This is a genomic window from Streptomyces sp. NPDC030862 (genome assembly GCF_055571835.1).
The window spans coordinates 178,908-200,361 of sequence record NZ_JBVIEN010000007.1 but is presented as its reverse complement, the minus strand read 5'-3'; the positions used below and the strand labels follow the sequence as shown (position 1 = coordinate 200,361).

The 21,454-nt window shown below is 74.8% G+C and carries 18 protein-coding genes; 11 read left to right on the top strand and 7 right to left on the bottom strand.

The window, feature by feature from the left end:
• Positions 1–31 precede the first annotated feature (31 nt).
• The 3 genes from ACZ42X_RS20315 to ACZ42X_RS20305 all read left to right on the top strand — a co-directional run bounded on the left by ACZ42X_RS20315 (position 32) and on the right by ACZ42X_RS20305 (position 2,196).
• Positions 32–709, top strand: coding sequence for a phosphatase PAP2 family protein (locus ACZ42X_RS20315; RefSeq protein WP_468291710.1), 678 nt, complete (start codon positions 32–34; stop codon positions 707–709).
• An 18-nt stretch (positions 710–727) separates the two neighbouring features.
• Positions 728–1,420, top strand: coding sequence for an HAD family hydrolase (locus ACZ42X_RS20310; RefSeq protein WP_468291707.1), 693 nt, complete (start codon positions 728–730; stop codon positions 1,418–1,420).
• Between the two features lie 131 nt (positions 1,421–1,551).
• Positions 1,552–2,196, top strand: coding sequence for a TetR/AcrR family transcriptional regulator (locus ACZ42X_RS20305; protein WP_468291704.1), 645 nt, complete (start codon positions 1,552–1,554; stop codon positions 2,194–2,196).
• Here the strand turns inward: ACZ42X_RS20305 and ACZ42X_RS20300 are convergent.
• Entirely contained in the window at positions 2,184–3,740 is a 1,557-nt protein-coding gene (locus ACZ42X_RS20300; RefSeq protein ID WP_468291701.1) for an LVIVD repeat-containing protein, read from the bottom strand. The genes ACZ42X_RS20305 and ACZ42X_RS20300 overlap by 13 nt on opposite strands.
• A gap of 188 nt (positions 3,741–3,928) precedes the next feature.
• Here ACZ42X_RS20300 and ACZ42X_RS20295 point away from each other — a divergent pair, with 188 nt between their 5' ends.
• From ACZ42X_RS20295 to ACZ42X_RS20285, 3 genes are all read left to right on the top strand, one after another.
• Positions 3,929–4,630, top strand: coding sequence for a DUF305 domain-containing protein (locus tag ACZ42X_RS20295; protein ID WP_468291698.1), 702 nt, complete (start codon positions 3,929–3,931; stop codon positions 4,628–4,630).
• Positions 4,631–4,771: 141 nt separating this feature from the next.
• Complete coding sequence (locus tag ACZ42X_RS20290) at positions 4,772–6,127, top strand: FAD-dependent oxidoreductase (protein ID WP_468291696.1); 1,356 nt, start codon at positions 4,772–4,774, stop codon at positions 6,125–6,127.
• Positions 6,128–6,471: 344 nt separating this feature from the next.
• Positions 6,472–6,963 (top strand): MSMEG_6728 family protein, encoded by a 492-nt coding sequence (locus ACZ42X_RS20285; protein WP_468291693.1) that lies wholly within the window; start codon positions 6,472–6,474, stop codon positions 6,961–6,963.
• 6 nt (positions 6,964–6,969) lie between these two features.
• Here ACZ42X_RS20285 and ACZ42X_RS20280 read toward each other — a convergent pair whose 3' ends face one another.
• The 4 genes from ACZ42X_RS20280 to ACZ42X_RS20265 form a co-directional block, all read right to left on the bottom strand.
• Positions 6,970–10,326, bottom strand: coding sequence for an FtsX-like permease family protein (locus tag ACZ42X_RS20280; protein WP_468291690.1), 3,357 nt, complete (start codon positions 10,324–10,326; stop codon positions 6,970–6,972).
• 192 nt (positions 10,327–10,518) lie between these two features.
• Positions 10,519–11,751 carry a sensor histidine kinase gene (locus ACZ42X_RS20275; RefSeq protein WP_468291687.1) on the bottom strand — a complete coding sequence of 411 codons (1,233 nt, stop codon included), beginning with the start codon at positions 11,749–11,751 and terminating at the stop codon, positions 10,519–10,521.
• 88 nt (positions 11,752–11,839) lie between these two features.
• Positions 11,840–12,577 (bottom strand): two-component system response regulator CseB, encoded by a 738-nt coding sequence (gene cseB / locus ACZ42X_RS20270; RefSeq protein ID WP_468291684.1) that lies wholly within the window; start codon positions 12,575–12,577, stop codon positions 11,840–11,842.
• Between the two features lie 63 nt (positions 12,578–12,640).
• Positions 12,641–12,940: an ArsR/SmtB family transcription factor gene (locus ACZ42X_RS20265; RefSeq protein ID WP_361420789.1), complete on the bottom strand. Its 300-nt coding sequence runs from the start codon at positions 12,938–12,940 to the stop codon at positions 12,641–12,643.
• A gap of 306 nt (positions 12,941–13,246) precedes the next feature.
• On the opposite strand from ACZ42X_RS20265, the gene ACZ42X_RS20260 reads away from it, so the two are divergent.
• From ACZ42X_RS20260 to ACZ42X_RS20240, 5 genes are all read left to right on the top strand, one after another.
• The gene (locus ACZ42X_RS20260) at positions 13,247–14,329 is read left to right on the top strand and encodes an NADH:flavin oxidoreductase/NADH oxidase (RefSeq protein ID WP_468291681.1); all 1,083 of its coding nucleotides are present in this window, start codon (positions 13,247–13,249) and stop codon (positions 14,327–14,329) included.
• 219 nt (positions 14,330–14,548) lie between these two features.
• Entirely contained in the window at positions 14,549–15,634 is a 1,086-nt protein-coding gene (locus ACZ42X_RS20255; RefSeq protein ID WP_468291678.1) for a WD40/YVTN/BNR-like repeat-containing protein, read from the top strand.
• A 68-nt stretch (positions 15,635–15,702) separates the two neighbouring features.
• A complete protein-coding gene (locus ACZ42X_RS20250) occupies positions 15,703–16,380 on the top strand; it encodes a uracil-DNA glycosylase (protein ID WP_361420208.1) in 678 nt (225 codons plus the stop codon).
• 16 nt (positions 16,381–16,396) lie between these two features.
• Positions 16,397–17,452 (top strand): BadF/BadG/BcrA/BcrD ATPase family protein, encoded by a 1,056-nt coding sequence (locus ACZ42X_RS20245; protein WP_468291675.1) that lies wholly within the window; start codon positions 16,397–16,399, stop codon positions 17,450–17,452.
• Positions 17,453–17,540: 88 nt separating this feature from the next.
• Positions 17,541–18,461, top strand: coding sequence for a sirohydrochlorin chelatase (locus tag ACZ42X_RS20240; RefSeq protein WP_468291672.1), 921 nt, complete (start codon positions 17,541–17,543; stop codon positions 18,459–18,461).
• Positions 18,462–18,593: 132 nt separating this feature from the next.
• On the opposite strand, the gene ACZ42X_RS20235 is transcribed toward ACZ42X_RS20240, so the two are convergent.
• Positions 18,594–19,604 carry a lactonase family protein gene (locus ACZ42X_RS20235; protein ID WP_468292415.1) on the bottom strand — a complete coding sequence of 337 codons (1,011 nt, stop codon included), beginning with the start codon at positions 19,602–19,604 and terminating at the stop codon, positions 18,594–18,596.
• A gap of 176 nt (positions 19,605–19,780) precedes the next feature.
• The gene (locus tag ACZ42X_RS20230) at positions 19,781–21,412 is read right to left on the bottom strand and encodes an FUSC family protein (RefSeq protein ID WP_468291670.1); all 1,632 of its coding nucleotides are present in this window, start codon (positions 21,410–21,412) and stop codon (positions 19,781–19,783) included.
• Positions 21,413–21,454 lie beyond the last annotated feature (42 nt).

The following is a 21,454-nucleotide window of genomic DNA, read 5'->3' as shown; positions in this document are numbered from 1 at the left end:
AGCGCGCCCCATTGTCGGGGAGGATCGGTTCATGCGCTCCCCCACACTCCCCCCGCCCACCCGCACCCCCTCCGCCTCCGCCGCCGCGCTGGGCTCCGGCGCCCTCGCGGGAGTGCTGCTGGTGCTGGTGGCGGTCGAATGGGGGCCGCTGGTCGCCTTCGACCGGGCGGTGGCGGACGGGCTGCACGACTCGGCCGTACGGAGCCCGGTGCTCACGCGCGTCAACCGGGTGCTGAGCGACTGGGTCTGGGACCCGTGGACCATGCGTGCCGTGACGGCCTTGGCCGTGGTGTGGCTCTGGCGGGCCCGGGAGCGGCTCCTCGCGGTGTGGACGGGGGCGGTGAGCCTGTTCGGGGCCGCCCTCCAGCAGACGCTCAAGACGGTGGTGGGCCGGGACCGGCCGCAGTGGCGCGACCCCGTGGACACCGCGCACTTCGCGGCCTTCCCGTCCGGGCACGCCATGACCGCCGCCCTCACCTTCGGGCTGCTGCTGTGGCTGCTGGCGCGGTACGGGCGGGGCCCCGGCACGCGCGCGTGGCGCGGGGTCGCGGTGGCCGGCGCCGTGTCGGTGGCGGGCGTCGGTCTGACCCGGGTGTACCTCGGTGTCCACTGGGCGACGGACGTCCTGGGGGGCTGGCTCCTCGGCGCCTGTGTGGTGGCCGTCGCCGTCCTGGCGTACGAACGGACGGTGTTGTCGCGCCGGCGCTGAGCGGGCAGGGATACCGGCATGACGATCACGTGCGTCCTCTTCGACTTCTCCGGAACCCTGTTCCGCATCGAGCCGGCCGAGCGCTGGCTGCGCGCCGTCCTGGACGCCTCCGGGATCGCCGCCCCGCCCGACGCGGTCGCCCGCTGGGCCGAGGAGCTGGAAGCCGCCGGGGCCCTGCCGGGCGGCAGCGCCCCGCGCCACATTCCGGAGCACCTGGCGGAGTGGTGGGCGACCCGTGACGTCACCGCGGACCACCACCGCGCCACGTACACAGCCCTGGCGCGCCAGGTACGGCTGCCGGACCCGGCGCTGTACGACGCGCTGTACGACCGCCACATGACGCCGGAGGCCTGGGAGCCGTACCCCGACGCGCGCGAGGTGCTCGCCGCGCTGCGCGAGCGCGGGGTGGGCGTCGCCGTGGTCAGCAACATCGGGTGGGACCCGCGCCCGGTGTTCCGCGCGCACGGGCTGGACCGGTTCGTGGACGCGTACGCCCTCTCGTACGAACACGGGGTCCAGAAGCCGGACGGGCGGCTGTTCCGGACGGCGTGCGAGGCGCTGGGGAGGGAGCCGCGGCAAGCGCTGATGGTGGGCGACGACCGCCGTGCGGACGGCGGCGCGGCGAGAGTCGGCTGCGCGGTGCACTTCGTGGACCACCTGCCGGCGCGTGAGCGGCCGGCGGCGCTGCGCACGGTGCTGGATCTGCTGTAGGCCATGGGACCGGACGATCCCCCGCGTCGCCCGGTCCGCATGACACCAGCCCCCGCCGGACGACCACAGGGGCGTCGCGCGAGGGTGCCCTGAGTATATTGGCTGAGAGCCAGTCAACGCAGGAGTTAAGCATGTCCCCGCGGAGCGCATCGGTCAATGAAGAACTGCGGCGGCGTTCCCGGGAGCGGCTGCTGCAGGCGACGGTGGAGCTGGTCGGCGAACGGGGTTACGAGGCGACCACGCTCGCGGACATCGCGGACCGGGCGGGCTCGGCGCGCGGTCTGGTCTCGTACTACTTCCCCGGCAAGCGCCAGCTCCTGCAGTCCGCGGTGCACCGGCTGATGCACCTGACCCTGGAAGCGGCCCTGGAGCGGGAGCCGCGCACCGACGACGGGCGGGAGCGGCTGGCGCGCGCCATCGACGCGATCCTGGACCTGGCGGTGCAGCGGCCGGTCCTGATGCGCACGCACATGGCGGGGATCCTCCAGGCTGAGGGCTTCGTGCAGTGCCCGGAGCAGCAGCGGCTGGCCGCCCTGCTGCGGGACACGGTGGCCCGCTACGGGGTGCGCGACGTCGAGGCGGACTACCCGCTGCTGCGGGCGCTGCTGATGGGCGCGGTCTTCGCGGTGCTGCTGCCGGGCGCGCCGATGCCCCGGGCGCGGCTGCGCGCGGAGCTGTTCCAGCGGTACGGGCTGGACTGGGAGCTCGGCGTTCCGCCGGACGACGGGGCGCCGTCCGGCGGAACGCGGGGCGAGGCGGTCGGTCAGTCGTCGTAATCGCCGTCGTTGTCGTCGTTGTCGTCGTCGTCGTCGAAGTCGTCGAAGTAGTCGGGCTGCGTCTGCACGTTGAGCTCGTGCATGCGCACCCGCTTCGCCGGGTCCGTACGCCGGTCGTCGAGCCGGAGGACGTCGAAGCCCTTGCGCTCGTCGTTCGAGTAGATGTGGCCGTTGTAGTAGTACGCCGACCAGGAGCCGCCGGTGGTCAGCTTGTCGGTGGTGAGCGGGCCCCGCTCGAAGTAGGCGATCTCCCTGGGCTTGGCCGAGTCGGTGAAGTCCCAGACGGAGAGCCCGCCCTGGTACCAGGCCTGGACCATGATGTCCCTGCCCTTGACCGGGATCAGCGAGCCGTTGTGGGCGACGCAGTTCTCGGTGTCCGCCTGGTAGCGGTCGATCTTGAAGTAGCTGCGGAAGACGAGCTTGCGCTGCTCGCCCTTGCCGACGATGTCGTAGATGCCGTCGGCGCCGCGGTTCGGGCCGGTGCGTTCGTTGCAGGTGGCGCCGACGCCGCCGCCGAGCTCGTCGGTGAAGACGACCTTGTTCGCCTTCTGGTTGAAGGTCGCCGAGTGCCAGAAGGCGAAGTTGACGTTGTCCTGGACGCGGTCGATGACCTTCGGGTTCTCCGGGTCCTCGATGTTCATCAGAATGCCGTCGCCCATGCAGGCGCCGGCGGCGAGGTCCTTGGAGGGCAGCACCGTGATGTCGTGGCAGCCGGTGGTCTTGGAGACGCCCGGGTTGGTGGGCCCGCCGGGGTTGCCGCCGCCGTCGGGGCCCTCACCCGGGAAGAGCACCGGGAAGTTCACCACCGCCGCCTTCTCGGGCGCCTTGCGCGGCACCTTGATGATCGAGATGCCGTCGTGCGGCGGTTGGCAGTCGGGGAAGGCGGCGCTGGGCGCGTACGAGGAGACGTAGACGTAGACGTTGCGGCGCTCCGGCACGAGCGTGTGGGTGTGCGAGCCGCAGGCGGTTTCGACGGCTGCGACGTACTTGGGGTTGCGGACGTCGCTGATGTCGAAGATCTTCATGCCCTCCCAGGACGACTTCTCGGTCGCGGGCTGCGAGGTGCTGCTGCAGGAGCTGTCGCTGCGCGAGGAGTCGGTGGAGAGGAAGAGCAGGTCGCCGGAGACCGAGACGTCGTTCTGGGCGCCCGGGCAGAGGACCTGGGCGACGGTGACCGGTGCCTTGGGGTTGCTGATGTCGAAGACGCGGAAGCCGTCGTAGTTGCCGGAGAAGGCGTACTTCCCCTGGAAGGCGAGGTCGGAGTTGATACCGGTGAAGGCGTCGTGCGGGACGTTGGCGAGGTGGGTGATGTTCGCGCTGTGGACCACCTGGTCCACGCCGGGTATCTCACCGCTGCGGATGGCCGCCCGGACTTCCGCTTCCGCTTGCGCGGAGACGCTCTCCGGGGTGGCCGGCACGTCCCCGGGGTCGGGTGTGGCGGCCGCGGGGCCGGCCGTCAGCAGGGTGGCGAACAGTCCGGCCGCGGCGGTGGCCACGGCGAGACGTCTGCGCCGCCGCGCGTGAGTGGTGCGCAACGAGGTCACTGCGTCCTCCCTTGGATCCGTTCGGAGTTGAACGGGTTGCGGACCCCGGCAGTATGTTGCTTTGCATGCACATCTCAACAGAGCACCTACGCGGTCGTTGAGGAAAGTTTTCGACCGGGGGGCGCGCGAAGGGGCCGCCCCGGGGCAGGATGACCACCGGCCGGCCCAAGCGCCCCTGGAGGTTCGACATGTCGCACCGCATCAGTGCCGCGCGTGTCCGCGGCTCCGCCGTCGCCGCGGCGGCCCTCGCCGCCGTACTGGCCCTGGGCGCCTGCGAGTCGGCGCCGCCGGCGCGGTCCGACGACGCAGCGCGGGCCAGGGCGGACGGGGGCGGGGGCGGCGTGGTGGTGGCGCCCGGAAAGCCCGGCGAACCGGCCAGGACCCTGTCCCCCGAGCAGGCCGCCAAGGAGCGCCCCGACGACAGGCCGAACACGGCGGACGTCACGTACACCCGCATGATGATCGCCCACCACGGCCAGGCGCTGACCATGGCCGCCCTCGCGCCGAAGCAGGCCGCGTCGGAGCGGGTGAAGAGGGTGGCGGCGCGGATCGCCGCGGCGCAGCAGCCGGAGATCGACGCGATGAAGGGCTGGCTGGAGAGCAACGCGGGCCCCACGCCGCCCGCCGACCGGGGCCAAGGAGACGCCCACGCCCACGACCACGGCTCCATGCCCGGGATGGCCACCGAGGCGCAGCTGGCCCAGCTGCGCGCGGCGCGCGGCACGGCCTTCGACGAGCTGTTCCTGAAGCTGATGATCACCCATCACCAGGGCGCGATCACCATGGCCACGGAGGTGCTGTCCCAGGGCAACAACGTCCAGATCGAGGAGATGGCGAACGACGTGATCGCGCAGCAGACCGCCGAGATCAACCGGATGCGCTCCATGTAGGCGGTACAAGGCCGGGCCCCGCCCGCCTCCCGCCCCGTACGGCTCCGGCCCCGCCCGGCTCCCGCCCCGTACGGCTCCGGCATCTCCCGCGACGGGCGCGGCGGTGCGATGCTGGAAATCCCTCCGGGAAGGAGCGCGGCCGTGCTGCGAATCGCCGTCGTCGGGTCCGGGCCGAGCGGGGTCTACACCGCCCAGTCGCTGGTGGAGCAGACCCGCGTGCCGGACGTCCGCGTCCACGTCCTGGACCGGCTCCCCTGTCCGTACGGGCTCGTACGGTACGGGGTGGCACCGGACCACGAGAAGATCAAGTCCCTGCAGAACAACCTGCGCACGGTGCTGGAGCACGAGCGGATCGGATTCGTCGGCAACGTCGAGGTCGGCGCCCGGGGGGTGGTCCCCCAGCGGCTGCTGGAGCTGTACCACGCGGTCGTGTACTGCGTCGGCGCGGCGCGCGACCGCACGCTGGGCGTGCCGGGCGAGGACCTGCCGGGCAGCTACTCGGCCACGGACTTCGTCTCCTGGTACAGCGCCCACCCGGACGCCGCCGGGAACGGCTTCGGCGTCGCGCTCGCCGCCCGCTCGGCGGTGGTGATCGGGGTCGGGAACGTCGCGGTGGACGTGGCGCGGATCCTCGCCCGGGGCCCGGAGGAGCTGCACCCCACCGACGTGCCGCAGGCGGCGCTGGGCGCGCTGGCGGCGAGCCGGGTGCGCACGGTGCACATGGTGGGCCGGCGCGGGCCCTCGCAGGCCAAGTTCACCACCAAGGAGCTGCGCGAGCTGGGCGCGATGCCGCAGGCCCGGGTGGAGGTGGACCCGGCGGACCTGGCGCTCGACCCGGCGTACGCGGACCCGGCGGGCCTGCCGGCGGTGAACCGGCGCAATGTGGAGGTGGTACGCGCCTGGGCGGAGAGCACGGCGCCGGAGCCCCGGGAGCGGGTCATCCGGGTGCGGTTCTTCCTGCGGCCGGTGGAGGTGCTGGAGCGCGGCGGCCGGGCGGCCGGGGTGCGCTTCGAGCGGACCGTGCCGGACGGCGCGGGCGGGGTGCGCGGGACCGGCGCGTACGAGGACGTCGAGGCCCAGCTGGTGCTGCGGGCGGTCGGCTACCGCGGGGTGCCGCTGGAGGGGCTGCCGTTCGACGCCGCACGCGGCACGGTGCCGCACGCGGCGGGGCGAGTGCTGCGGGACGGCGCCCCGTCGCCCGGCGAGTACGTCGCGGGGTGGATCAAGCGGGGCCCGACGGGTGTGATCGGCACCAACCGGCCCTGCGCCAAGGAGACGGCCACCTCGCTGCTGGACGACGCGGCGCTGCTGCTGCGGCGCCCGGTGGCGGACGACCCGCTCGCCGCACTGCGGAGCTGGGGGCTGCGGCCTGTGGAGTGGCCGGGGTGGCTCTCCATCGAGCAGGCGGAGGCGGCACTGGGCCACACCCTGGGGCGCTCGACGGTCAAGATCGCCGACTGGGCGGGGCTGCTGGGAGCCGCCGGCGTGCCCGCATAGCCCGCGGGCCGGCGCCCGGGCCCCGCTCGCGGGGGTGGTCCGGGACGGTGCCCGGGTAGCCCTCGCGGCGGCATCCGGGCGAGGGCCGGGGCGGTATTTGCACAGCCCTCGCGGCGGCACCCGGGCGAGGCCCGGGGCCGTGCCCGTGTAGCCCCAGCGGCGGCGTCCGGGTGGGGTCCAGGGCCGTGCCCGCGTAGCCCCAGCGGCGGCATCCGGGTGGGGCCCAGGGCCGTGCCCGCGTAGCCCCAGCGGCGGCGTCCGGGTGGGGTCTCGGGCGGTGTCCGCGTAGCCCCAGCGGCGGCGTCCGGGTGGGGTCTCGGGCGGTGTCCGGGTAGGGACACCGCATGCAGACGTTCCTGCCGTACCCCGGTTTCACCCGTTCGGCGGAGGCCCTGGATCCGCGTCGGCTGGGCAAGCAGCGGGTGGAGGCGCTCCAGGTGTTCCGCGGGCTGACCGTGCCCGGGTACGGGTGGCGCAGGCATCCCGCGGTCCGCATGTGGACCGGCTACGAGGAGGCCCTCGTCCGCTACGGCCTGGACGTCTGCCGCGTCTGGACGGCCACGGGGCGCTCGGACACCTGCGCCGCCACGCTGATGCGCGACTTCCGCGCCTGGCGGCGGCCGGGAGAGGGCGAACCCCGGCCGCAGGGCGGGCTCGCCGCGGCCGGGGAGCTGCCCCCGTGGCTCGGTGACGCCGCCTTCCACCGCAGCCACCAGTCGGCGCTGCTGCGCAAGGACCCCGACTTCTACCGCGACCACTTCCCCGGGATCCCGGACGGCCTCCCGTACGTCTGGCCGGCGTCCGACCGGAACCCGGAGGCCGTCCGCGAGCCGTAGCCGGGGTCAGTGCCCGGCCACGGCCTCCAGCGGGCTCAGCGCGGCCGCCCGGCGGGCCGGGACGGTGGCCGCGGCCGCGCCGATGACGAGGGACAGCAGGCCGATGAGGAGCAGCGTGCCCCAGGGCAGCGCCAGCGCGTAGTGCTCCATCGCACCGTTGGCGAGCGAGCCGACCGCCCAGGCGCCGAACAGGCCGCCCGCCATGCCGAGGAGGGTGCCGAACGCGGCGACGCCCACCGCCTCCAGACGGATCATCCGCCGGACGCCGGCGCGGTCCATGCCGAGCGCGCGCAGCGCCCCGATCTCGCGGGTGCGCTCCGCGACCGACATGGCCAGGGTGTTGACGATGCCGAGCGCGCTGATCACGACGCCGATGGCGAGCATCCCGTACATCACCTTCAGCAGGTCGCCCAGGGTGCCGGCGGCCTCGGCGACGAGTTGTCCCCGGCCCTGCACCTTCAGCAGGGGGCTGTTGCCCACGGCGGCGCGCAGGTGCCGCTCCACGGTCTCCGGGTCCGCGCCGTCGTCGGTGCGGACGAGGATCCGCTGGACCGAGCCGGGGAGGAAGGCGTTCTCGGCCACCTCCGTACGGTCGCCGAGCGCGTCGCGGGCGATGGGGTTGTCCTGGTAGACGCCCACGACGGTGTACGGCTCCGGCTCCTGGTGCCGGCCGACGCGGGCGTCCAGCCTGCCGCCCGTGGTCAGGCCGAGGTCCGTCGCGAGGGTGCGGGAGAGGGCGATCCGGCCGGGCCCGAGGTCTTCGGCGGAGCCGCTGACGAAGTCGAGCTTCATGACGGCGTCCACGGTGTGGGGGTCGACGCCGGAGATCTCCCGGACTCCGCCGCCGGTGAAGAGGGTGGAGTCCGTGACGGCGCTCGCGGTCCGTACGCCGGCGGTGCCGGCCACCCGCCGTACGGCGGCCGGGTCGACCGCGGTCGTGGTGGAGCGGGTGCTGATCACGTAGTCGGCGCCGAGCCCGGCCGCGGCCTGGCGGTCGAGGGCCTGCCCGGTGGAGTGGCCGATGACGGCGAGACCGCTGACCAGCGCGGTACTGATCAGCAGGGTGGCGGCGGTCGCCGCGGTGCGGCGCGGGTCGCGCAGCGCGTTCTCACGGGCGAGCCGCCCGGTGATCCCGTAGCGGACGGTCAGGCGTCCGGTGAGCCGGATCACGGGCGCGGCGAGCAGCGGAGCGAGGACGAGCAGGGCGGCGAGGAGGAGGGCGCAGCCGGACATCGCCGTCCGCAGGTTCTCCTCCGAGGCGTCCTCCGCCCGCGTGAGGGACACCAGCAGACCTGCGCCGAGGACGAGGAGGGCGAGGCCCGTCACGCCACGGAGCCGGGACCGCGATCGGGCGGGGGCGGGAGGCTGCGCGGCCGTACGCATCGCCTCGACGGGCGCGACCCTCGCCGCCCGGCGGGACGGCAGCCACGCGGCGAGCACGGTGACGCCCACGCCCACCCCCAGCGCCGCCACGACCGAGCGCGGGCCGACCACCAGGGGGCCTCGCGGCAGCACGTTCGCGCCGGTGCTCAGGACGTCGGGCAGGACGGCGGCGATGCCGAGCCCGAGCAGGAGGCCCCCCGCGGAGGCGACGAGGCCGACGAGCAGGGCCTCCAGGAAGACGGAGCGGGACACCTGGCGGCGCGAGGCGCCGATGGCCCGCAGCAGCGCGATCTCACGGGTGCGCCGCGCCACGAGCATGGTGAAGGTGTTGACGATGAGGAACGAGCCGATGAACAGCGCGACCCCGGCGAAGACCAGCGGCACCTTCTCGTAACCCCGGGTCAGCGTGTCGACGAGGAGGGCCTGCTGGGCGGCCTGTGCGGCCCCGGTGGTGGCCTCGGCGCGGTCGGCCGGGAGCACCTCGGTGACCCGGCGGGCGAGCTCGGACGGGGCGGTGCCGGGCGTGGCGGACAGGTCGATGCCGGTGTAGTGGCCCGGGGACGCGAACAGCCGCTGCGCGGTCGCCCGGTCGAAGAGGGCGAGGGTGCCCCCGGCCGTGACCCGGGTGTCCTCGGTGGTGACGATGCCGACGAGGCGCTTGGTCATGACCGGGCCGTCGGTGGCCAGGGTGATCATGCCGCCCAGGCGGAAGCCGCCCGCGGCGGCGGTGCCGCTGTCCACGGCAACTTCAGCGCTGCCGGCCGGGGCACGGCCCTCCACCACCGGGTAGCGGCCGTCCTCGCCGTCCTTGCCGGCTACGTAAGCGGCGGCCAGGTGGGACCATGCCCGGTCGGCTCGCAGCGGGGTGCCGTCCGCCGCGTTCAGGGTCGCCGAGCCGTCGGCCGACGGTCGTACGGCGGCGACACCGGGTACCTCGGCCAGTCGCCTTACGAGCGCGTCGTCGAGCACGCCCCCGGCTCCCTGGCCGGCGGCGGGGGCGCCGGGCGGGGGCGGCTTCTCGGTCACGGTGACGGCGATGCCGGCGAAGCTCTTCGAGGCGGCGGCGCGGTGGGCCGCGGCGGTGGAGTCGGCGAAGACGAGGGTGCCCGAGACGAAGGCGACGCCGAGCATGACGGCGAGCACGGTCATCAGCAGCCGGGCCTTGTGGGCGCGTACGGTGCGCAGGGCGGTGCGGAACACGGTTCTGGTCGGTCCTTTCCGCTCAGCCCTGGCGGGAGCGGTCGCGGGGGTGGGAGGGAGAGGCGCGGGGTACGTCTCGTCCACGATCCGGCCGTCCGCGAGGAACACCACGCGGTCCGCGTACTCCGCCGCGACGGGGTCGTGGGTGACCATGACGACCGTCTGGCCGAGCTCGCGCACCGAGTCGCGCAGGAAGCCGAGGACTTCGGCCCCGGCGCGGGAGTCGAGGTTCCCGGTGGGCTCGTCGCCGAAGACGATCGCGGGGCGGGAGGCCAGGGCGCGGGCGACCGCGACGCGCTGCTGCTGGCCGCCGGAGAGCTCGGCGGGCCGGTGGCCGAGGCGCTGGGAGAGGCCGACCATGGAGACCACGCGGTCCAGCCACTCCGGGTCGGGGCGGCGCCCGGCGAGGGCCAGCGGGAGCGTGATGTTCTCCAGCGCGGTCAGCGTCGGCAGCAGGTTGAACGCCTGGAAGATGAAGCCGATCCGGTCGCGGCGCAGCCGCGTGAGCCGGCGGTCGTCGAGCGTGCTCAGTTCGGTGGTGCCGACGCGCACGGAGCCGGAGCTCGGTGCGTCGAGTCCGGCGGCACAGTGCAGCAGGGTGGACTTGCCACAGCCTGAGGGGCCCATGATGGCGGTGAACTCGCCTTCCCGGAAGGCGATGCTGACCCGGTCGAGGGCGACGACACGGGTGTCTCCGCTGCCGTAGACCTTCGTGAGGTCGGTGGTGGCGGCGGCGATACCGGTCGTCGTCGGATGGAGCGCCAGGGGGTCGGCGGTCACGGGGACCTCCTCTTCGAGTGCGGGTGCAGGTGCAGGTGCGGGTGCGGGTGCGGAAAGGTGCACGTCGAAGGGTGTCCGGCTGATGTATCGGGGTCTGGACCGGCGTGTATCGGTGGCCGCGCCGCTGCGTATCGGTTCTGTATGAGCCCGGTCGGCGTCTTCATGACCCCGGTCGGCGTGGTCGGGCGGGCGTCAGTGCGCAGGCAGGCGCAGGGTGGCGACGGCACCGCCGTCCGGGTCGTTGTCGAGGCGGAGGTCGGCGCCGAGGACCCGGGCCTGTCCGAGGGCGATGGTCAGGCCGAGGCCGTGGCCGGAGCCGCGTTCCACCGCGCCTGTGTGGAAGCGGCGGGGGCCGTGCAGCAGGAGGTCCGGCGGGAAGCCGGGGCCGTGGTCGCGTACGACGACCGTACGGCCCTCGACGGTGACCCGTACCGGGCCGGCACCGTGCCGGTGGGCGTTGGTGACCAGGTTGCCGACGATCCGCTCCAGGCGGCGCGGGTCGGTCTCCACGGTCGTCCCGGCCTCGTGGGTGCCCTCGGGGACCTCGGTGCTCTCGGTGATCTGGGTGACCTCGGTGACCTCCGTGTCGAGGCCGGTGCGGGCCACGGCCTCGAAGACGACGGCGCGGAGGGGCACCCGGGCGCGTACGGGCTGCTCGGCACCGGCGTCCAGGCGGGAGATCTCCAGCAGGTCCTCGACCAGTGCCCGCAGGTCGCGCACCCGGGCGCGGAGCAGGTCCTCCGTCTCGCCCGGCGGCAGCAGGTCGGCCGCCGCCAGCAGACCGCCGACGGGGGTGCGCAGCTCGTGGGCCACGTCCGCGGTGAACTGCCGCTCGGTACGCAGCCGTCGGGCGAGGCTGTCGGCCATCCGGTCGACGGTGGCGGCGATCTCCGCCACCTCGTCGCGGCCCTTGGTGGGCCCGGTCCGGGCGTCGAGGTCCCCGGCGGAGATCCGGCTCGCGGTCTCGCCGACCCGCCGCAGCCTGCGGGCGAGCAGCCCGGCCCCGTAGACGGCGAGCGGCGCGGCCGCGGTGAGCGCGACCAGCGAGGCCACCGTCATGGTGATGTCGAGGCGGCGCAGGGTGTGGAGCTCGGGGCTCATGTTGACGCGGACGGCGAGCAGCGGGCTGCCGGGGCCACCGGTGCGCTGGGCGGCCCAGACGCTCGGGCCCAGGTTCCCCTCGACGCGGCCGTCGTGGGCGGTGTGCCGGTCGCCGTCGGCCGGGTCGCGCAGGGCGGCGGGCAACTCGGCCGGGTCGAGCTCGGCGCCGTCCGCGAGCGTTCCGGTACGCCGGTACACGTCCATGGCCGAGTAGAGCGTGTTGAGGGCCTGTCCCTGGGCGCGGGAGCGGATGTCCTGCGCGGTCCAGAGGTGCACCAGCACGCCCACGGCCGCCACGACCAGGCAGGCCGTGGCGGCGGCCAAGGCCGCGATCTTCCAGCGCAGGGACGCGCGGGCCGGGCGGAGGGAGCTACGGCCCGGCCTCGGCCGGCGGAAGGGACGCACGGCGGCCTCAGCGCCTGAACTTGTAGCCGAAGCCGCGGACCGTCTCGATCCGGTCCCGGCCCAGCTTGCGGCGCAGCCGCTGCACGCACAGGTCCACGACCCGGCTGTCGCCGTCCCAGCCGTACTCCCACACGTCGCGCAGCAGGGTGTGCCGCTCCAGTACGACGCCGGGGTGGGCGGCGAACGCGAGGAGCAGCTTCAGCTCGGTCGGGGTCAGCGCCACGGGACTGCCGGAGAGGGACACCTCCATCCCGGCCGTGTCGATGGTCAGGTCCCCGAAGACCAGCACCTCCCGCTCCTCACCAGCCGTCCGCTCGGGTGCCGGGGCGGCGGCGGAGGCGGGGGCGTAGGTCGCCCGCCGCAGGAGCGAGCGGATGCGTGCGACGAGTACGTACGTGTCCACGGGCTTGACCACGTAGTCGTCCGCTCCGGCCTCCAGACCGGCGACGACGTCGAGCCCGTCGCCGCGGGCCGACATCATCAGGACGGGCACCAGGCTGGTCTCCCGGACCCTGCGGCACAGGCCGATCCCGTCGAGGCCGGGCAGCATCACGTCGAGGATCAGCAGGTCGAAGGGCTCGTCGCGGAAGAGCTCCAGGCCGGTGAGGCCGTCGGCGGCGGCCCTCATCTCGTAGCCGTAACGCTCCAGGGCGACGGTGAAGGACCGGCGCATCAGGTCGTCGTCCTCCACCAGCAGCACGCGAACGGGGTACGAGGACGTCCGGGCCGGGGCGGGGGAGGACACGGGCGGATGGCTCCTGTTCGGACGGGTCGGTGGAACGATACGGCAGACGCCGGCGCCGACCGCTCAGGAGCCGTCGAGACGGGCGGCCTGCCGCTCGGCGGCGGCGAGGACCGCGTCCAGCAGCCCGGGGAAGAGCGCCTCCAGGTCGTCACGGCGCAGGCCGTTCATCTTGGCCGTGCCCCGGTAGGTCTGGCGGATGACACCGCTCTCGCGCAGGACGCGGAAGTGGTGCGTGGTCGTCGACTTGGTCACCGGAAGCTCGATGTGCGAGCAGGCCACCTCGGACTCCGCCAGGGCCAGTTCCCGTACGACGCGCAGCCGCATGGGGTCGGCGAGGGCGTGGAGCACGGCTTCGAGGCGGATCTCGTCGCGCGCGGGGTGCGCGAGTTCGCGCCCGCCGGAGCCCGCGGTGCCGGAACCTGTGGTGCGGGATCCCGCGGCGGTTCCGGCGCTTCCGGCGGTTCCGGCGGTTCCGGCGGTTCCGCTTCCTCCGGAGCCGCCGGCGCTTCCGGTGGTCACAGCGGTCACGGCAGGCACGGTGGTCACGGGGGCTCCAGGTTCCTCGGGTCCCTGCATTGTACGAGAGACCTCGTAGTTTGACAGGTGGCGTACTACGACGGTTATCGTACGAGGCGTACCGACCGGCCCCGCCGCGCATTGGAGTCCGCCGTGAGCGCACTGTTCGAGCCCCGCACCCTGCGATCGCTGACCATCCCCAACCGCGTCTGGATGGCGCCCATGTGCCAGTACAGCGCCGAGGCCGTCGGCCCGAACGCGGGCGTCGCGGGTGATTGGCACTTCGCGCACTACGCGGCCCGCGCCGCCGGCGGCACCGGCCTGATCCTGCTGGAGGCCACCGCGGTCTCCCCGGAGGGCCGGATCAGCCCGTACGACCTGGGCCTCTGGAACGACACCCAGGCCGAGGCGCTGCGCCGGATCACCGGCTTCCTCAAGGGCCAGGGCACGGTCCCGGGCATCCAGATCGCCCATGCCGGGCGGAAGGCCTCCACCGAGCGCCCCTGGAAGGGCGGCGCCCCGGTCGGCGCCGACGCGCACGGCTGGCGGCCGGTCGCCCCGAGCCCGCTGCCCTTCGACGAGGGCCACCCCGTGCCGGAGGAGCTGACGCCGGAGCAGATCCGCGACATCACCGGGCAGTTCGCGGCCGCCGCGCGGCGCGCGCTCGACGCGGGCTTCGAGGTCGTCGAGATCCACGGCGCGCACGGGTACCTGATCGGCGAGTTCCTCTCGCCGCACAGCAACCACCGCACCGACGCGTACGGCGGCTCCTTCGAGAACCGCACCCGCTTCGCCCTGGAGGTCGTCGACGCGGTACGGGAGGTGTGGCCCGAGGAGCTGCCGCTGTTCTTCCGGATCTCGGCCACCGACTGGCTGGAGGAGCGGGCGGGGTGGACGGCCGACGACACCGTACGGTTCGCCGCGCTGCTCAAGGAGCACGGCGTGGACCTGCTCGACGTGTCGACCGGCGGCAACGCGCCGCACGTCCGCATCCCGGTCGGCCCGGGCTACCAGGTGCCGTTCGCGGCGCGGGTGACGGCGGAGACGGGGCTGCCGGTCGCCGCGGTGGGCCTGATCACCGAGGCCGCGCAGGCCGAGAAGATCGTCGCCAACGGCGAGGCGGACGCGGTACTGCTCGGCCGTGAGCTGCTGCGCAATCCGTCGTGGGCCCGGCACGCGGCGCGTGAGCTGGGCGGCGAGGTGCACGTGCCCGACCAGTACCACCGGTCGGTCTGACGCCGGGGCCGGCACCGGCCCGGCACCGGCCCGGCACCGGGTGCCGTGCCGGGCGCCATGCCGGGCCGGACTCCGTGACCGGCACCGGGCCGCGACACCGGGTCCGACCGCCCGGACACCCCCGTTGACCTGCGCGAACGCCGCCGGGAGGGGCCACTGTCAGTGGGTGGGTGCACACTGGCCCGTATCCGCGACAACGGCGTCCTGGAGGTGTCGGCCATGACCGACGTACTGCTCACCGTAGGCACACGCAAGGGACTCTTCATCGGCCGCAGGCGAGACGGCCGATGGGAGTTCGGCGGCCCGCACTTCAACGCGCAGGCCGTGTACTCGATCGGGATCGACACGCGCCGGAGCACACCCCGCCTGCTGGCGGGCGGGGACAGCGCGCACTGGGGGCCGTCGGTGTTCCACTCCGACGACCTGGGCGAGACGTGGACCGAACCGCGGCAGCCCGCGGTCAAGTTCCCCAAGGACACCGGCGCTTCGCTGGAGCGGGTGTGGCAGCTGCACCCGGCGGGGCCGGCCGCGCCCGGCGTGGTCTACGCGGGCACGGAGCCCGCCGCGCTCTTCCGCTCCACGGACGAGGGCGAGACCTTCGAGCTGGTGCGCCCGCTGTGGGAGCACCCGACCCGGTCGCGGTGGGTTCCGGGCGGTGGCGGGGAGGCCGTCCACACCGTCGTCACGGACCCGCGGGACCCGGACGCCGTGACGGTCGCGGTGTCGACCGCCGGGGTGTTCCGCACCCGGGACGGCGGCGCGACCTGGTCGCCGTCGAACGACGGCGTCTCGGCGGTCTTCCTGCCCGACCCGCACCCGGAGTTCGGGCAGTGCGTGCACAAGATCGCGCAGGACGCGGGCGATCCGGACCGGCTGTACCTCCAGAACCACTGGGGGGTGTACCGCAGCGACGACGGCGGCGCCAAGTGGACCGACATCGGCGCGGGCCTGCCCTCCGACTTCGGCTTCGCCATGGTGGCCCACCCCCACCGGGCGGGCGTGGCGTACGTGTTCCCCATCGCCGCCGACGCGGACCGGGTCCCGGCGGACCACCGCTGCCGGGTCTACCGCACGAGCGACGCGGGCGGGACCTGGGAGCCCCTGTCGGCGGGCCTGCCCGAGGGCGACCACTACGGCACGGTGCTGCGGGACGCGATGTGCGTGGACGACGCCGACCCGGCGGGCGTGTACTTCGGCAATCGCAACGGCGAGCTGTACGCGAGCGCGGACGACGGGGACAGCTGGCAGCTCCTCGCCTCCCACCTGCCTGACGTGCTGTGCGTGCGGGCCGCGGTCATCGGCTGAGACCGAGGGGGGTCCACGCCTCGGGCGCCGGGTGAGAGGGGGTTCGCTGCGCCAGTAGAGTGACGGCCGTGGCAGCACGACCGTTGAATGAAATCGTCGAGCCGGGGTGGGCGCAGGCCCTCGCGCCGGTGGCCGAACGCATCGCCGCGATGGGCGACTTCCTCCGCGCGGAGATCGCCGCGGGACGCACCTACCTCCCGGCGGGGGCGAACGTCCTGCGGGCGTTCCAGCAGCCGTTCGACGAGGTGCGGGTCCTGATCGTCGGCCAGGATCCGTACCCCACACCGGGACACGCGGTGGGGCTGAGCTTCTCGGTCGCTCCGGAGGTGCGGCCGTTGCCCGGCAGCCTGGAGAACATCTTCCGGGAGATGCACACCGACCTCGGGCTGCCCCGGCCCTCCAACGGCGATCTGACGCCGTGGACCCGGCAGGGCGTGCTGCTGCTCAACAGGTCGCTGACGACGGCGCCCCGCAAGCCGGGCGCGCACCGTGGCAAGGGCTGGGAGGAGGTGACCGAGCAGGCCATCAGGGCGCTCGCCGCACGCGGCAAGCCGCTGGTGTCCGTGCTGTGGGGGCGCGACGCCCGCAATCTGCGCCCGCTGCTCGGCCGGCTCCCCGCGATCGAGTCGGCCCATCCGTCGCCGATGTCGGCCGACCGCGGCTTCTTCGGCTCGCGCCCGTTCAGCCGTACGAACGAGCTCCTGCTCCAGCAGGGCGCCCAGCCGGTCGAGTGGCGCCTGCCGTGACGCGGCGCGGCGTCGCATGAGCGACCGCGTGTGGGTGCTGGGCGTCGACTCCGGCGGGTCGGGGCTGCGGGTCGCCCTCGGGGCCGTCGCCGGGGACACCGGTCGGGACACCGGTCGCGTGCGCACCGTGGACGTCGACAGCGTGGCGTTCGCGGAGCCGGTACGGACCGGGGAGCGGGGCATCGACGCCGGGCACCTGCTAGAGCGGCTGGTGCCCGCCGCCGAGGGTCTGCTGGCCCGGGCCGGTGTCGCCGGGCGCCCGGCCGCCGCCGCCGTGGGGGCCGCCGGGATGGCGACCCTCGGCGACGACCTGCGCGCCAAGCTACCCGCCGCGCTGCGCGGTTCGCTCGGCGTGGACCGCCTCGCGCTGGCGGCGGACGCCGTCACCGCGTACGCCGGGGCGCTCGGGCAGCGGCCGGGCGCCGTGGTCGCGGCCGGCACCGGCATGATCGCACTCGGCACGGACCTGTCGGCCTGGCGCCGCGCGGACGGCTGGGGCCACCTGCTGGGCGACTGCGGCAGCGGCGCCTGGATCGGCCGGGCCGGGCTGGAGGCCGCCCTGCGCGCGTACGACGGGCGGCGTGGCGGCTCCGCCGCACTCCTGGCGCGCGTCGAGGCGGTGTTCGGCGACCCCAAGGGCCTCCCGGGCCGGCTCTACCCGCGCGGCGACCGGCCGGCGGTGCTGGCCGCCTTCGCGCCCGAAGTGGCCCGGTGCGGCGCGGAGGGGGACCCGGTGGCGTCCGGCATCCTCGCCGGGGCCGCCCGGCACATCGCGGAAGCCGCGGCGGCGGTCTGCCCGCCCGGCGCCGACCGTGCCGACCCGGCCGAAGTGGCCGAAGTGGCCGAAGTGGCCGACGTGGCCGAAGTGGCGCTGACCGGCGGGCTGTTCGCGATGGGCGACGCCCTGCTCGTCCCCCTGCGGGCCGAGCTGGCGGAGCAACTGCCGTACGCGCGAACCGTCTCCGCCGACGGCGATCCGCTCGCCGGTGCGCTGACCGTCGCGGCGGCGCTCGCCACGGACACGCTGCGGCTGCCCCGGGAGCCGGGCATGCTCGAGACAACCGACTGGTAGCCGACTGTTCGGGCATAGCCGGACAGAGGGCACGCGACCGCCCCCTCCCCACGCGAGGGAGCAGCCAAAACCAGTAGCATGCGGCGACATGAGCTCCCCCACTGGGCCCGCTTCCGGCCTGCCTGTACGAATGCCGCGACCCCGCCAGTCCGGGCGGCACCGTCGCCCCGAACCCGTGGCGGCGCCCGAGGGCGCGCCCGCGCTCGTTCTCGCCGTTCCCGGCGTCCCTTCCGCCGCCGTACGCGGGCTGGCGGAGGAGGTCGTGAGCATCGCGCGTTCCGAGCTGCCCGGCCTGGAGGCCGGGATCGGTTTCCTGGACGGCGACGACGCCGAGTACCCCACGCTCGCGGCCGTGGTGAAGCAGGCCGCCGCGCTGCGCGTCGAGCGGTACGAGCTGGCGCAGGCCGCCGGCCGTGAGGTCGCCGAGCCCGAGGGCCCGGCCGCCGTCGTGGTGCCGCTGCTGGCGGGCCCGGACCACGCCCTGATGGCGCGGATACGCGATGAGGTCGCGAACAGCGGTGCGCCCGCCCATCTGACCGATGTGCTGGGCCCGCACCCGCTGCTCGCGGAGGCCGTGCACGTCCGGCTGTCCGAGGCCGGGCTGGCCCGTGCCGACCGGGCACGGCTGTTCACGGTCGCCACGGCGGCCGACGGCATCGTCCTGGCCACGGTCGGCGGCGAGGAGGCCGTGCAGGCGGCCGGCATCACCGGCATGCTGCTGGCCGCGCGGCTCGCCGTCCCGGTGATGGCCGCCGCGCTGGACCAGGAGGGCTCGGTGGCCGCGGTCGCCGAGCAGCTGCGCGGCTCCGGTTCGCAGCAGCTCGCGCTCGCGCCGTACCTGATCGGGCCCGAGCTGGGCGAGGGCCTGCTGGAGGAGGCCGCGCAGGCCGCGGAGTGCCCGGTGTCCGAGCCGCTGGGCGCATACCCGGCGGTCGGCAAGCTGGTGCTGTCGCAGTACTCGGCGGCGCTGGGCATCGCCCCGCAGCCGCAGGGCGCCCCGGTTCACTGACCCGCGCGCCCGGGCCGTACGAGGACCGCAGGGACCGTAACGGAAGGGCCCGCACCCGATGATGACGTCATCCGGTGCGGGCCCTTCCGCGCGCCGTGCGGCCGGCGGGCGTCAAGTGAGGACCACCGGGCGTCAGGTGAAGACCACGCAGGAGGCCGCCGGGACCTCGACGGCGCCCGCCCGGTACGGCACGCCGGTGTCCGGGTCCACGTCGAACCAGGTCACGTCGCCGGAACGCTGGTTGGCCACGTACAGCCGCCGCCCCTCGGGGTCGAGCGTCAGGTCCCTGGGCCAGCGGCCGCCGCAGGGCACCGTGGTGACCGGCTCGGGCTTCTCGCGGGTCTCGTCGAGGGCGAGGACGGCGATGCTGTCGTCGCCGCGCACCGCTGCCCACACGAAGCGCCCGTCGCGCGCGACGGCGATCCCGGACGGGTGACTGGGGGTGTACGCACCCGGGGGCAGGACCGGGGTCGCGCCGACCGGTTCGAGGACGCCCGCCCGCCCGTCCCAGCGGCAGACGGTCAGGGTCGGCTCCAGCTCGCCGAGGACGTAGACGTGGCCGCCGTCCGGATGGAAGGCCAGGTGGCGGGGCCCGGTGCCCGGGGCCAGGGCGGTCTCGGCGAGCCGCAGGAGGGCGCCGTCGGCGAGCGCGTACACGTGGACGGAGTCGGTGCCGAGGTCCACGGCGAGCAGCCGTCGGCCGTCGGGCGCGGGCATCACCTGGTGGGCGTGCGGGCCGGCCTGCCGCTCCGGGTGTGGGCCGGAGCCGTGGTGCCGGTGTACGAGGCCGGTGGCGGCGTCCGGTACGCCGTCGGTACCGAGGGGCAGGGCGCTGACGCTGCCGTCGGAGTAGTTGGCGGTCAGCACGTGCCCCGCGGCGAGCGCCAGGTGCGTGGGGCCCGCGCCGCGCACCCGGGCGGGTGCGCCGATCAGGCGGGGGGCGGCCCCGGTGACGTCGAAGGCGGCGACGGCGCCGTCCGGGGTCTCGGACACGGCGTAGAGCAGGGTGCCGCCGGGCGCGGCGGCCAGGAAGGACGGGTCCGGGAGCTCGTCCGTGGCTCCGGTGACGGTGAGCGCCCCCGTCTCGGGGTCGAGGTCGGCCGCGACGACGCCACGGCCTCCGGCCGAGGTGAACGACCCGATGAAGGCCCTCCGGCCCCGGTGCCGGCCTCGGTCCCTGCCCTGGTCCCCGCCCTGGTCCCCGCCTCGTTCTCGGTCCTGCTCCTCTGCGTACCGCACCGCGCCGCCCCTCTCCCCCGGGCCGACCACCCGGCACGGCCCGACGCTAGCAGGTCCAGACCAATCGGCAGGCGCCCCGGTCAGGACAGGGTCTGGAAAGCCGCCGACGAGCGCGGCGAGGAGCGCAGCGGCACGGCCAGGTCGACCAGGACCCGCTCCAGCCCGTGGAGGTGCTGCAGCGCGGCCTCGGTGACGGGGTGGTGATGCGCGGCCGGCGCGGCGGCGGGCGACGCCTCCGGGGCCGCCTGCTCGGACCGCTCGGCCTGCTCGGACCGCTCGGACCGCTCGGCCCGCTCGGGCTGCTCGGACCGCTCGGCGCCCGGTGCGGGCACCACCAGCGCCTGGAGGGCGATCTCCACGCGCCAGCACGCGGCGGCGAGCCGCGCGTCGTGCGAGGCCTCCGGGTCGGCCGCGACCGACGTGAGGCCGCGCACCTCGCGGGCGCAGTCGTCCAGCAGGGCCAGGACCCGGCGGGCGCGGGCCTTGCGGGCGCGCAGCGGGCTCAGCGGGTGCACGAGCGGCGCGAGGGAGAGCCGGGCCCGCCCGAGCAGCACCTCCAGTTCGGCGGCGAGCGGCGCGGGGTCCGCGTCCGGGTCGCCCGCGAGGCGCCGCGCGGCCGAGGTGGTGCAGCCGTGGACGCAGCGCAGGGCGTGGGCGATCCAGGCGTCCGTCGTCGCGTGCGTGGTGATGGGCAGCACGAAGAGCACGGCCAGCGCGGCGCCGGCCAGCCCCACGCCGGTCTCCACGAGCCGCAGGGCCAGCAGTCCGGTGTCCAGCACGCCGAGCAGCCCGTACAGCAGGCTCGCCATCACGGTGACGGCGAGCATCATCCAGGTGTACGAGACCGCCGCCGTGTAGAAGATGCCGAAGACGCAGAGCCCGATCAGGGCGGCGGTGGCCAGGGGTTCACCGTGCAGCGGGACGGCGACGAGCAGGCCGGCGCCGATGCCGATCACCGTGCCGAGGACCCGGCGGAAGCCCCGTACCAGCGTCTCGCCGCGCGACGTCGTGTTGACGAAGATCCACCAGGCGGCGCCCACCGCCCAGTACCAGCGCTCGTGCGACAGCACCTGGCCCACGACCAGGGCGAACCCGGCCGCGACCGTCGCCTGCACCGCCTGCCGGGTGGTCGCCCGGCCCAGCCACCGCCCGCCGTCGAACGGTGTCGGTACGGCGGCGGGCGGCGCGAACCGCCGCTCGTAGCACCACAGGCCGAACCGTACGGCCGAGGAGGCGAGCAGCGACAGCAGGACGGCGGCGTACAGCTCGGGCAGCTGCCCGGGCACCGTGCCGAGGAACTGGGTCACGAAGAAGGCCATGAAGGCGAACACGCCGAGCGAGTGGCCGCGCGGCCCCCAGCGCCGGGCGTACACGCCCGCCCCCACGATGGCGAGGAACGCCAGGTCACGCGCGAGCGGCTGGTCGTGCAGCACGGCGGCCAGGGCCAGGACCGGGAGCCCGACGACGGGCAGCAGCGCGGTCGTGACCGCCTGGCCGCGCACCGTCGCGTCCGTCACGGTGAAGAGGGCGAGCAGCGCCGCGAGGCCGCCGGTGATGGCGGCGACCAACGAGTGGCCTGCCGTCCCGCACAAGCCCACCGCCAACGCGATGCCGAGGACGGCCCGCGTGGCGCTGCGCAGCCGCAGTCGCCCGGGGTCCGGAGCCACGAACACCTTCTTCAGCACGGTTTCCCGGCCCTCCTTCACGTACATGACATGGCATGAAAAAGGCGCCGCGGAGTCCGCAGCGCCATC

Excerpts from the sequence above, each read along its gene's own strand:
- ACZ42X_RS20315 (WP_468291710.1), top strand. The coding sequence starts at position 32 with ATGCGCTCCCCCACACTCCCCCCGCCCACCCGCACCCCCTCCGCCTCC.
- ACZ42X_RS20310 (WP_468291707.1), top strand. The coding sequence starts at position 728 with ATGACGATCACGTGCGTCCTCTTCGACTTCTCCGGAACCCTGTTCCGC.
- ACZ42X_RS20305 (WP_468291704.1), top strand. The coding sequence starts at position 1,552 with ATGTCCCCGCGGAGCGCATCGGTCAATGAAGAACTGCGGCGGCGTTCC.
- ACZ42X_RS20295 (WP_468291698.1), top strand. The coding sequence starts at position 3,929 with ATGTCGCACCGCATCAGTGCCGCGCGTGTCCGCGGCTCCGCCGTCGCC.
- ACZ42X_RS20285 (WP_468291693.1), top strand. The coding sequence starts at position 6,472 with ATGCAGACGTTCCTGCCGTACCCCGGTTTCACCCGTTCGGCGGAGGCC.
- ACZ42X_RS20255 (WP_468291678.1), top strand. The coding sequence starts at position 14,549 with ATGACCGACGTACTGCTCACCGTAGGCACACGCAAGGGACTCTTCATC.
- ACZ42X_RS20245 (WP_468291675.1), top strand. The coding sequence starts at position 16,397 with ATGAGCGACCGCGTGTGGGTGCTGGGCGTCGACTCCGGCGGGTCGGGG.
- ACZ42X_RS20240 (WP_468291672.1), top strand. The coding sequence starts at position 17,541 with ATGAGCTCCCCCACTGGGCCCGCTTCCGGCCTGCCTGTACGAATGCCG.
- ACZ42X_RS20230 (WP_468291670.1), bottom strand. The coding sequence starts at position 21,412 with ATGTACGTGAAGGAGGGCCGGGAAACCGTGCTGAAGAAGGTGTTCGTG.